The sequence below is a fragment of the Pseudomonas sp. LBUM1652 genome (assembly GCF_059716105.1).
Genome location: NZ_CP166804.1, coordinates 5,794,419 through 5,806,627 on the forward strand (window position 1 = coordinate 5,794,419; position 12,209 = coordinate 5,806,627).

Genomic DNA, 12,209 nt, shown 5'->3' on the forward strand with positions numbered 1-12,209 from the left:
AACCTACGCCGCACTAAACAACTTGTGCGGATCAATCACAAACTTCTTCGGCACACCCGCATCGAACTCGCCGTACCCTTCCGGCGCCTGATCGAGGCTGATGACCTGCACGCCCACTACTTCGGCGATGTTGATGCGATCCCACATGATCGCCTGCATCAGTTGGCGGTTGTACTTCATCACGGGCGTTTGCCCGGTGTGGAAGCTGTGGGATTTGGCCCAGCCCAGACCGAAGCGGATGCTCAGGCTGCCCATTTTCGCGGCGGCGTCGACGGCGCCCGGGTCTTCGGTGACGTACAGGCCCGGAATACCGATCTTGCCGGCGACCCGCACCACGCCCATCAGCGAGTTGAGTACGGTGGCCGGGGCTTCGGATTTCACCCCGTCGTGACCGTGGCCGCGGGCTTCGAAGCCTACGCAATCCACCGCACAGTCCACTTCCGGCTCGCCCAGCAGTGCGGCGATCTGTTCGTGCAGTGGGGTGTCTTTGGACAGGTCGACAATTTCGAAACCCTGCGCCTTGGCGTGGGCCAGGCGGATGGTGTTGACGTCGCCGACGATCACCACCGCAGCACCCAACAGACGCGCCGAAGCGGCGGCGGCCAGGCCGACCGGGCCGGCGCCGGCAATGTAAACGGTGCTGCCCGGGCCAACGCCCGCAGTCACCGCACCGTGATAACCGGTCGGCAGAATGTCGGAGAGGCAGGTCAGGTCGCGAATTTTCTCCATGGCCTTGTCGCGATCCGGCAGTTTCAGCAGGTTGAAGTCGGCGTACGGCACCAGCACGTATTCGGCTTGGCCACCGGTCCAGTCGCCCATGTCGACGTAACCGTAAGCGCCACCGGCACGGGCCGGGTTGACGGTCAGGCAGATGCCGGTGTGTTGTTCTTTGCAGGAACGGCAGCGCCCGCAAGCCACGTTGAACGGTACGGAGACCAGATCGCCGATTTTCAGGTTCTCGACGTCGGAGCCTTTTTCAATCACCTCGCCGGTGATCTCGTGGCCCAGCACCAGACCGGTCTGCGCCGTGGTACGGCCGCGCACCATGTGTTGGTCGGAGCCGCAGATGTTGGTGGAAACCACTTTGAGAATGACCCCGTGCTCGATCTTGCGACCGCGCGGGTCCTGCATTTTCGGATAGTCGATTTTCTGTACTTCGACCTTGCCAGCGCCGAGATACACCACACCACGATTGCCAGACATGCTTTCACCTCGCTGTTGTTTTTATGAAATCGCGTTGCCCAGGCAGGCAGCGCGTTAAATGCTCGGTAAATCAAAAGATCGCAGCCTTCGGCAGCTCCTACATGAATCGCATCCCCCTGTAGGAGCTGCCGAAGGCTGCGATCTTTTAGCTATCTAAAGAACGACCGTGCGATTAGCGTTGAGAAACACCCTGCGCTCAATGTGATAGCCAACGGCGCGGGCCAAGGTCAGACCTTCGATATCCCGCCCCTTGGCAATCAAGTCTTCCGGGTAATGACTGTGATCCACCGCCTCGACACCTTGGGCAATGATCGGCCCTTCATCGAGGTCGTTATTGATGTAATGCGCGGTCGCACCCACCAGTTTCACGCCCTTGTTATAGGCCTGGTGATACGGCTTGGCGCCCTTGAAGCCCGGCAGCAGTGAGTGATGAATGTTGATCGCTTTGCCATCGAGCTTGCGGCACAGCTCCGGCGACAGCACCTGCATGTAGCGAGCGAGAATCACCAGTTCGGCGCCAGACTCTTCGATCACCTGCAAGACCCGACGCTCCTGCGACGGTTTGTCGTTGGGATCGAGGGGGAAATGGTAGTAGGGAATCTGATGCCAGTCGGCCAACGGCTTGAGGTCGGGGTGGTTGGACACCACGGCAGCCACGTCCATCGACAACTGGCCGATGCGCTGGCGGTAGAGCAAGTCGTTGAGGCAGTGATCGGCCTTGGAGACCATGATCACCACTTTTGGCCGGTAGTTCGGCGCGGTCAGCTCGAAGATCATGCCGAAGGCCTGGCCACGTTCGGCGAGGCCGGCACGGAAGGATTGTTCGTCGAAACCGTCGGGCTGGCGGAATTCCACACGAATGAAAAAACGCCCGGAGAGGCGGTCATCGAAGGAATGGTGCTCGGTGACGTAGCAACCCTGCTCGAACAGAAAACGCGTCACCGCGTCCACGGTGCCGAGAACGCTGGGGCAGTCGGCGGTCAGAATCCATGTGTCTGGGGCGCGGCTCATGGTGCGGTGACTCCTGTTTCAACATCTGTGAGCAGAGTGAACTCTGTGGCTATGCTGATCTGCTTTTGTGGTGAGGGGATTTATCCCCGATCGGCTGCGAAGCAGTCGTAAAACCTGTGTATTCGATCTACCTGATAAACACTGTGGCTGGTTTGGGGCGGCTTCGCCCCCCGTCGGGGATAAATCCCCTCACCACAGAAGCACGCACGACGGCAATTCAGTGTCAGGCCTGCACGCTCAACCCGTATTCAGCCGAAGCATCCTGCAACCACAACCACCAGTAATCCGAGAAGCTGCGACGGATCAGCAGTTCCCAGGTGTCTTCAGCGGTGTGACGAATCATCAGCTGCGACTTGGCGAACACCGTGCCCACGGCTTTACCAACCGGGAAGTTGTTCGGGTGCACGTCGTAGCTGGTGGACTTCATCAATACCTGACGCACATTCGGTCCGCTCAGTTCGAGCACTTGCTGGCCGCCGCTGACGTTGACGATTGCAATGTGCAGATCACCCAGCGCTTCACGCAGCTTCTGCTCGGCGGCGAGTTCTTCGCCGCTCGGCACGATCAGCAGCCACTCATCCGGGCCCATCCATTGCAGGCTGGTTTCACCTTTGACGATCACGCTCAGGGCGCCCGGCAGTTCAATGCCCAGGGCCTTGTGTACGCCAGCGGCGAACGCTGCATCGTGGCCATCGCCACGGATGGTCAGGTGACCCAGTAATTTTTTCTCACGCACGATCACGCCGGCATTCTTGCGGCCCTTGCCGACCAGACTGGCGAGGTCGGCATGGTGCAGCGACGACTCGGCACGGGCACCGGTGGTCGGGCGTTGTTGGTACACGTTGGCTGTGGTCATAAAGCACCTTTGCTGAATTCTTGATCGTTCCCACGCTCTGCGTGGGAACGATTAGTGTCAGATGTTCTGGCGATCACCCTTCGGATCGAAGAACACCGAAGAAACAATCTCTGCCTCGATCACGCTGCCATCGGCCAGCGGTGCAAACACCCGCTCGCCGAGGCGTTTCAGACCGCCCTTGACCACGCCCATGGCAAACGAATAGCCAAGGGAGTTGTGCGCATAACTGGAGGTCACGTGGCCGACCATCGTCATCGGGATCGCCTGTTTGGTGTTGAACACCAACTGCGCACCTTCCGGTAGCCATTTGGTCGGATCGATCGGCTTCAGGCCTACCAACTGTTTGCGCTGATCACGCACACAATCTTCACGGTTCATGCCGCGCTGGCCGATCCACGAGAACGGTTTGGTGCGACCGACGCACCAACCCATGTTCAGATCGTCCGGGGTCATTGAGCCGTCAGTATCCTGGCCGACGATGATGAAACCTTTCTCGGCGCGCAGAACGTGCATGGTTTCAGTGCCGTACGGGGTCAGGTTGTACTGCTTGCCGGCCTCGACGATTTTCTCCAGTACGCCCATCGCATAGTCGGCCTGCACGTTGACTTCGTACGACAGCTCACCGGTAAACGAGATGCGGAACACCCGCGCCGGCACACCGCCAACCAGACCTTCTTTCCAGGTCATGAACGGGAAGGCTTCGTTGCTCAGATCGATGTCGGTCACAGCGCTGAGCAGCTTGCGGCTGTTCGGGCCGGACAGGGTCATGGTCGCCCAGTGGTCGGTCACGGAAGTGAAGTACACCTTCATGTCCGGCCATTCGGTCTGGTGGTACAGCTCCAGCCATTGCAGGACGCGCGCGGCGCCGCCGGTGGTGGTGGTCATGACGAAATGGTTGTCGGCCAAGCAAGCCGTCACACCGTCGTCGAAGACCATGCCGTCTTCTTTGCACATCAGGCCATAACGGGCCTTGCCCACGTCGAGCTTGGTCCAGGCGTTGGTGTACACGCGGTTGAGGAACTCGCGGGCATCCGGGCCTTGAATGTCGATCTTGCCCAGGGTCGAGGCGTCGAGCAGGCCGACGCTGTCGCGCACGGCTTTGCATTCGCGCTTCACGGCAGCGTGCAGGTCTTCACCGTTTTTCGGGAAGTACCATGGACGTTTCCACTGGCCGACGTCTTCAAACTCGGCACCGTTTTTCAGGTGCCATTGATGCAGCGCGGTGTAACGAACCGGCTCAAAGATGTGCCCGCAATGCCGGCCGGCCACGGCGCCGAACGTCACCGGCGTGTAGTTCGGACGGAACATCGTGGTGCCCATCTGCGGGATGGTCACGTTCAACGAACGGGCGGCGATGGCCAAGCCGTTGACGTTGCCGAGCTTGCCCTGATCGGTGCCGAAGCCCAGTGCGGTGTAGCGTTTGACGTGCTCGACCGACTCGAAACCTTCACGGGTCGCCAGTTCTATGGCGGCGGCGGTGACGTCGTTTTGCAGGTCAACGAATTGCTTCGGCGCGCGGGCAGTGCCCTTCTCATGCGGCACCTGGAACAGCGCCAGCGTCGGCTCTTCGAGACGGCTCAGGGCTTTCGGCAGCGTGCCTTCGACCGCCGCGAAGCCGGCTTCACTGGCAGCGCGCACGCCACCTTCAAAACCATCGGCCAGCGAATCGCCGAGACCGTAAACGCCGTTGATGCCACCGACGCACACGCGTTTCTGCGGGGCTTCGCCCGGGATGAAACCGAGGATGTCTTCGCGCCAGGTCGGCTTGCCGCCCAAGTGCGAGGCCAGGTGAACCACCGGGCTGTAACCACCGGAAGTCGCGACCACATCGCAGTCGAGCCATTCGCCCGGGCTGGTCACGGCGTGCGCCTTCACATCAATCGCGGCGACGCGGGCAGCGGTAACCCGCTTGCTGCCACGGGCCTCGATCACGGCACTGCCGGTGAGGATGCGGATGCCTTTGGCGCGGGCTTCTTCGACCAATGCACCGCGCGGATTGCTGCGCGCATCGGCGATGGCCACCACTTGCAGACTGGCGTCGAGCCAATCCAAAGCCACGCGATAGGCGTGATCGTTGTTGGTCGACAGCACCAGTTTTTTACCCGGCGCCACGCCGTAACGGCGCACGTAAGTCGAGACCGCACCGGCGAGCATGTTGCCCGGCACGTCGTTGTTGCCGTAGACCAGCGGACGCTCGCAAGCGCCGGTGGCCAGCACCACACGCTTGGCGCGGACACGGTGAATGCGCTGACGTACCTGACCGATCGGTGCGCGGTCGCCGAGGTGATCGGTGAGGCGTTCGTGAATGGTCAGGAAGTTGTGGTCGTGGTAGCCGTTGACCGTGGCGCGCGGCAACAGCAACACGTCCGGCGTGTCCTTCAATTCAGCGATGACACTGGCAACCCAATCCATCGCCGGTTTGCCGTCGAGGCTTTCGCGGGAATCAAGCAGGCTGCCGCCGAACTCTTCCTGCTCGTCAGCCAGAATCACCCGGGCACCGCTGCGCGCGGCCGCCAGAGCGGCGGCGAGACCGGCAGGGCCGGCGCCGACGATCAGCACGTCGCAGTGCTGGTTCATGTAGTCGTAGGTGTCCGGATCGACTTCGGTCGGCGAACGGCCCAAACCGGCAGCCTTACGAATGTACTTCTCGTAAGTCATCCAGAACGATTGCGGGTACATGAAGGTTTTGTAGTAGAAACCCGGCGGCATCAGCTTGCCGCCGACCTTGCCGAGAATGCCCATCATGTCGTTGTTGACGTTCGGCCAGCCGTTGGTACTGGTGGCGACCAGGCCTTGGTACAGCGCCTGTTGCGTGGCGCGCACGTTGGGGATCTGCGTGGCTTCGGTCGCGCCAATCTGCAGCACGGCGTTCGGCTCTTCGGCGCCAGCGGCGAAGATGCCGCGTGGACGCGAATACTTGAAGCTGCGGCCGATGATGTCGACGCCGTTGGCGATCAGCGCAGCGGCCAGCGAGTCACCCTCGAAGCCTTTGTAGGTCTGACCGTTGAAGGTGAAGCTCAGCACTTTGTTGCGGTCGATCCGTCCACCGTTGGACAGGCGATTGGTCTGGCTCATACCTTCTCTCCCAGCGCCGTCGTGGCTGTTTTCGCAGCATCAGCCTTGTCGGTGAATTGCGGCTTGGTGCCGATCTTGTAGGTTTCGAGAATCTCGTAGGTCACGGTGTCGCGGGTGACGTTGAAGTACTGACGGCAACCGGCGACGTGATCCCACAGCTCGTGGTGCAGACCGCGCGGGTTGTCACGGAAGAACATGTAGTCGCCCCACTCCTCGTCGGAACAGCTTGCAGGGTCCAGCGGGCGCGGAATGTGCGCCTGACCGGATGCGTGGAATTCCTCTTCGGAGCGCAACTCGCCGCAGTGAGGACAGAAGATATGCAACATGGGGATTTCTCCTGTTAGTGGGCAACCGCAGCAGCGCCGTGTTCATCGATCAACGCACCGTTGTGGAAACGGTCGATGGAGAAAGGTGCAGCCAATGGGTGCATTTCACCCTTGGCCAGACTCGCGGCAAACACGTTGCCCGAGCCAGGTGTGGCCTTGAAGCCGCCGGTGCCCCAACCGCAGTTGAAGAACATGTTCGGTACCGGGGTTTTCGAAATGATCGGGCAGGCGTCCGGCGTGGTGTCGACGATGCCGCCCCACTGACGGTTCATGCGTACCCGCGACAGCACCGGGAACATCTCGACGATGGCCTGGATGGTGTGCTCGATCACCGGGTACGAACCGCGCTGGCCGTAGCCGTTGTAGCCGTCGATACCGGCGCCGATCACCAGGTCGCCCTTGTCGGACTGGCTGATGTAACCGTGCACGGCGTTGGACATGATCACGCTGTCGATAATCGGTTTGATCGGCTCGGACACCAGCGCTTGCAGCGGGTGGGATTCGATCGGCAGACGGAAACCGGCGAGTTTGGCCATGTGCCCGGAGTTGCCGGCAGTGACCACACCGACGCGCTTGGCGCCGATGAAGCCTTTGTTGGTTTCAACGCCAATGCACACGCCGTTTTCCTTGCGGAAGCCGATCACTTCGGTCTGCTGGATCAAGTCCACACCGAGGGCGTCGGCGGCACGGGCAAAGCCCCACGCCACGGCATCGTGACGGGCCACGCCGCCGCGACGCTGGACGGTTGCGCCCAGCACCGGGTAACGGGTGTTTTTCGAGCAGTCGAGGTACGGAATCTCGTCGGCGACTTGCTGAGCGTTGAGCAGTTCGCCATCGACGCCATTGAGGCGGTTGGCGCTGACCCGACGCTCGGAATCACGGATGTCCTGCAGGGTGTGGCAGAGGTTGTAGACGCCACGCTGGGAGAACATCACGTTGTAGTTCAGATCCTGCGACAGGCCTTCCCACAATTTCATCGCGTGTTCGTACAGGTGCGCCGACTCATCCCACAGGTAGTTGGAGCGGACGATGGTGGTGTTGCGCGCGGTGTTACCGCCGCCCAGCCAGCCTTTCTCGACCACGGCGACGTTGGTGATGCCGTGTTCTTTTGCCAAATAGTAGGCCGTCGCCAGACCATGCCCGCCGCCGCCGACGATGACCACGTCGTAGACCTTTTTCGGCGTCGGCGTGCGCCACATGCGCTGCCAGTTTTCGTGGTGGCTGAGGGAGTGTTTGAAGAGGCCGAAGCCCGAATAGCGTTGCATAGTCATTTACTCCAGAACGCTCAGCGATAAACCGGGAAGTCTGCGCACAGGGCCGAAACCTGCTGGGCGACATTGGCCTCGACATCGGCATCGCCGAGGTTGTCGAGGATGTCGCAGATCCAGCCGGCCAGCGTCACGCACTGGGTCACTTTGAAACCGCGCGTAGTCACCGCCGGGGTGCCGATGCGCAGGCCGGACGTCACGAACGGCGACTGCGGATCGTTCGGCACGGCGTTCTTGTTGACGGTGATGTGCGCGCGGCCGAGGGCGGCGTCGGCGTCTTTGCCGGTCAGGCCCTGACGGATCAGGCTGACCAGGAACAGGTGGTTGTCGGTACCGCCGGACACTACATCGTAGCCACGTTTGATAAATACGCTCGCCATGGCCTGGGCGTTGTCGATCACTTGCTGCTGATAAGCCTTGAAACCCGGCTCCAGCGCTTCCTTGAAGCACACGGCTTTACCGGCGATGACGTGCATCAGCGGGCCGCCCTGAGCGCCGGGGAATACGGCAGAGTTGAGTTTCTTTTCGATCTCTTCGTTGGACTTGGCCAGGATCAACCCGCCACGTGGGCCGCGCAGGGTTTTGTGCGTGGTGGTGGTGACCACATCAGCGTAAGGCAGCGGGTTCGGATAGAGACCGGCAGCAACCAGACCGGCGACGTGGGCCATGTCGACGAACAACAGCGCACCGACCTTGTCGGCGATCTGGCGGAAGCGTGGGAAATCCAGAGTCTTGGAGTACGCCGAGAAACCGGCAACGATCATTTTCGGTTTGCACTCGACGGCCAGACGCTCGACTTCGTCGTAATCGATCAGCCCGGTCTTGGTGTCGATGCCGTACTGCACGGCGTTGTAGAGCTTGCCCGAGGACGACACTTTGGCGCCGTGGGTCAGGTGACCGCCGTGGGCCAGGCTCATGCCGAGGATGGTGTCGCCCGGCTGGATCAGCGCCAGATACACGGCGCTGTTGGCCGAAGAACCGGAGTGCGGCTGGACGTTGGCGTAATCGGCGCCGAACAGTTGCTTGGCGCGTTCGATGGCCAGCGCTTCGACTTTATCCACGTGCTCGCAGCCACCGTAGTAGCGCTTGCCCGGATAGCCTTCGGCGTATTTGTTGGTGAGGCCGCTGCCCTGCGCTTGCATCACGCGTTTGCTGGTGTAGTTCTCCGACGCGATCAGCTCGATGTGATCTTCCTGACGTTGCTCCTCGGCATTCATCGCCGCCAGCAGTGCATCGTCGTAACCCTGGATCTGGTCTTGCTTGCTGAACATCGCGTCTCTCCCAGCGGCGGCGGTGCGCCATTCGTCTCGGTCAGGCACCTGCGTGCCCTTTGATGCGATGGTATGACCGGTGCAGACAGCTCAAATGCCTACGGACGCCACGCAAAGGTGCGTTTACGACATGGCGGGAAATCACCCGGAGAACACAGTCCCCTGTAGGGTCATACGTAGAGCGAGCAGTATCAGGAAATGCGCGGGATAGAGGGCGTAGGCCCAGCGCCTCATCGGTGGCGGCTGGAAGGTTCGGGCATGTCGCAACAGGAGCATCCCCAGCCATGGCGCAATCAGGCAGGTGATGAGGCCCAAGACTGCCAACTCGTTACCGAACTGCGCCGATTCGAGCAACACCCGCCATTGATTCGCCGCCAGGCACACCAGCCCCGGCAACACAGCGAAATACCACGGACGACGAATCACCAGCAGAATCGCTAACGGCAACAAAACACCGAAGAAACCGAACATCAGCCGTTCCGAGAACAACGCAGAAAGCAGCAACGCGCCGGCGCCGAGCAGTCGCGAAACCAGCGCTCCATCCTGCCAGCCCCGCGCCACCAGCAAACTCAGCGCCAGCGTCGGCATCACGTTTAACGTATCGGGATCAGGAATGTACATCCGATAGGGAATTTCGCTGACGGCGCTGAAAACCACCAACCACCCCAAATAGCGCCACTCAGTCTGGCGCGCTCCGTCACGCGAAAGATTCGCCGCCATCGCCAGACAGAACCACGGAAACGCCAACCGCCCCGGCACATACAACCAATCGGCGGAGTAGCCGACATATCGCAGGTGATCGAGCAACATGCTCAGCAGCGCCAGCCACTTGAGCAGATCCAGCGCGCCGTCGCGTTTTCTCAGGTGCATAATCGGCCCGTGTCCTTGTAGAGTTCTGCCAGCGACATCCCGTGTGCTCCCCGGATGATCTTCGGTAAAGTGCGCACCATCATTGACCAACGAGTCGCCACAAGCGACTCGACCACGGAAGCCGGCCATGACCGACAAGAGCCAACAATTCGCCAGCGACAACTACTCCGGTATCTGCCCTGAAGCCTGGGCCGCCATGGAACAGGCCAATCACGGCCACCAACGCGCTTACGGCGACGATGAATGGACAGCGCGCGCCGCTGATCATTTCCGCAACCTGTTCGAAACCGACTGCGAAGTGTTCTTCGCCTTCAACGGCACCGCCGCCAACTCGCTGGCCCTGTCGTCGCTGTGCCAGAGTTACCACAGCGTGATCTGCTCGGAAACCGCCCACGTCGAAACCGACGAATGCGGCGCGCCGGAATTCTTCTCCAACGGCTCGAAACTGCTGATCGCCCGTACCGAAAACGGCAAGATCACACCGGAATCGATCCGCGAAGTCGCGCTCAAGCGCCAGGACATTCACTACCCTAAACCGCGCGTGGTCACCCTGACCCAAGCCACCGAAGTCGGCAGCGTCTACACCCCGGAAGAAGTCCGCGCCATCAGCGCCACCTGCAAGGAGCTGGGCCTGCACCTGCACATGGACGGCGCGCGTTTCTCCAATGCCTGCGCGTTCCTCGGCTGCTCGCCGGCCGACCTGACCTGGAAGGCCGGCGTCGACGTGCTGTGCTTCGGCGGTACAAAAAACGGCATGGCGGTGGGTGAAGCGATCCTGTTCTTCAACCACAAACTGGCCGAAGACTTCGACTACCGCTGCAAACAGGCCGGGCAACTGGCGTCGAAAATGCGCTTTCTGTCGGCGCCGTGGGTCGGCATCCTCGAAAACGACGCCTGGCTCAAATACGCCCGCCACGCCAACCACTGCGCGCAGTTGCTGGCGGAACTGGTCAGCGACATTCCCGGCGTCGAGCTGATGTTCCCGGTACAAGCCAACGGCGTGTTCCTGCAACTCTCGGAACCGGCCATCGCGGCCCTGACCGCGAAAAACTGGCGCTTCTACACCTTCATCGGCAAGGGCGGCGCACGCTTCATGTGCTCGTGGGATACCGAAGAAGAACGCGTACGCGAACTGGCGCGCGATATCCGCGAAGTCATGTCCAACTGATCCCTTGAGCCGATAAGATCCCCTGTGGTGAGGGGATTTATCCCCGATGGGCTGCGCAGCAGCCCCAAAACCTGCCATTGAGTTTCTGTCTGACAGCGACTGGATTCAGACTTTAGGCCTGCTGCGCAGGCCATCGGGGATAAATCCCCTCGCCACAAAGCTACACCCCACCTACCGCGTTTGCTGCTTGGTCTACATTGTTTGTCGAGCCTCCGCTCACATATCAACAAGCAGGAGCATCGGCATGTCGCTACAAGGAAAAACCCTGTTCATCACTGGCGCCAGCCGTGGCATCGGCCGTGAGATTGCGCTGCGCGCCGCCAGGGATGGGGCCAACATCGTGATTGCGGCGAAGAGCGCCGAACCTCACGCCAAATTACCCGGGACCATTCACAGCGTCGCGGCGGAAGTCGAGGCGGCGGGCGGAAAGGCTCTGGCCCTGCAAGTGGATGTGCGTGATGAAGACGCCGTACGCCAGGCGCTGGCTCAGGCCAATGAGCATTTCGGCGGCATCGATGCGCTGGTGAACAACGCCGGGGCGATCAAACTTACCGGCGTGCAACACATCGAACTCAAGCGTTTCGACCTGATGCACCAGATCAACACCCGCGCCGTGCTGCTGTGCAGTCAGGCTGCCCTGCCCTATCTGAAGAAATCCGCCGGGCACATTCTCAATCTGTCACCGCCACTGAATCTGGCGACCAAGTGGTTCGCCCAGTACAGCCCTTACACCGTGACCAAGTACGGCATGAGCATGCTGACGCTGGGGATGAGTGAGGAATTTGCCAATTTCGGCATCAGCGTCAATTCGCTGTGGCCGCAGACGATGATTGCCACGGCAGCCATCGAGTTTCAGCTGGGTAATCGCGAGTCGTTCAAGCATGCGCGTACGCCTTCGATCATGGCGGATGCGGCGCATGTGATTTTGAGCAGTAGCGGACGGCAGATTACTGGGCGGTTGCTGATTGATGAGGAGATTTTGCGTGAACAGGGCGTGACTGAATTCGATCATTACCGCTACGAGCCGGACAGCGATGCAACCCTGATGCCCGACCTGTTTGTAGATTGAAATACACAACCTCCGTGGGAGCGAGCCTGCTCGCGAATAGGCCGTGTCAGACAACGCAGATGCTGAATGACACACCGCATTCGCGAGCAGGC

Annotated in this window: 10 protein-coding genes; 2 read left to right on the forward strand and 8 right to left on the reverse strand. The window is 60.9% G+C overall.

The features are described 5' to 3' along the window. Positions 1–3: 3 nt before the first annotated feature. The 8 genes from fdhA to ACA069_RS26260 all read right to left on the reverse strand — a co-directional run bounded on the left by fdhA (position 4) and on the right by ACA069_RS26260 (position 9,880). The gene (gene fdhA / locus ACA069_RS26225) at positions 4–1,203 is read right to left on the reverse strand and encodes a formaldehyde dehydrogenase, glutathione-independent (RefSeq protein WP_497615493.1); all 1,200 of its coding nucleotides are present in this window, start codon (positions 1,201–1,203) and stop codon (positions 4–6) included. Between the two features lie 153 nt (positions 1,204–1,356). Beyond that, positions 1,357–2,214, reverse strand: coding sequence for a formyltetrahydrofolate deformylase (gene purU, locus ACA069_RS26230; protein WP_187679646.1), 858 nt, complete (start codon positions 2,212–2,214; stop codon positions 1,357–1,359). 223 nt (positions 2,215–2,437) lie between these two features. Further along, on the reverse strand, positions 2,438–3,070 hold the full coding sequence (locus tag ACA069_RS26235) for a sarcosine oxidase subunit gamma (RefSeq protein ID WP_401268209.1): 633 nt from the start codon (positions 3,068–3,070) through the stop codon (positions 2,438–2,440). A 57-nt stretch (positions 3,071–3,127) separates the two neighbouring features. After that, the gene (locus ACA069_RS26240) at positions 3,128–6,145 is read right to left on the reverse strand and encodes a sarcosine oxidase subunit alpha (RefSeq protein ID WP_187679648.1); all 3,018 of its coding nucleotides are present in this window, start codon (positions 6,143–6,145) and stop codon (positions 3,128–3,130) included. Further along, positions 6,142–6,471 carry a sarcosine oxidase subunit delta gene (locus ACA069_RS26245; protein WP_187679649.1) on the reverse strand — a complete coding sequence of 110 codons (330 nt, stop codon included), beginning with the start codon at positions 6,469–6,471 and terminating at the stop codon, positions 6,142–6,144. The genes ACA069_RS26240 and ACA069_RS26245 overlap by 4 nt, the downstream gene beginning before the upstream one ends. A 14-nt stretch (positions 6,472–6,485) precedes the next feature. Then, entirely contained in the window at positions 6,486–7,736 is a 1,251-nt protein-coding gene (locus ACA069_RS26250; RefSeq protein ID WP_095187127.1) for a sarcosine oxidase subunit beta, read from the reverse strand. Positions 7,737–7,756: 20 nt separating this feature from the next. Continuing rightward, positions 7,757–9,010 (reverse strand): serine hydroxymethyltransferase, encoded by a 1,254-nt coding sequence (gene glyA / locus ACA069_RS26255; RefSeq protein WP_187679650.1) that lies wholly within the window; start codon positions 9,008–9,010, stop codon positions 7,757–7,759. 141 nt (positions 9,011–9,151) lie between these two features. Next, the gene (locus ACA069_RS26260; protein ID WP_497615494.1) at positions 9,152–9,880 is read right to left on the reverse strand and encodes a TraX family protein; all 729 of its coding nucleotides are present in this window, start codon (positions 9,878–9,880) and stop codon (positions 9,152–9,154) included. A 127-nt stretch (positions 9,881–10,007) separates the two neighbouring features. Here ACA069_RS26260 and ACA069_RS26265 point away from each other — a divergent pair, with 127 nt between their 5' ends. Together ACA069_RS26265 and ACA069_RS26270 are read left to right on the forward strand one after the other, a co-directional pair. Beyond that, positions 10,008–11,048, forward strand: a complete 1,041-nt coding sequence (locus tag ACA069_RS26265; RefSeq protein WP_305440202.1) for a threonine aldolase family protein — start codon at positions 10,008–10,010, stop codon at positions 11,046–11,048. Positions 11,049–11,292: 244 nt separating this feature from the next. Continuing rightward, a complete protein-coding gene (locus ACA069_RS26270; protein ID WP_187679654.1) occupies positions 11,293–12,117 on the forward strand; it encodes an SDR family oxidoreductase in 825 nt (274 codons plus the stop codon). Positions 12,118–12,209 lie beyond the last annotated feature (92 nt).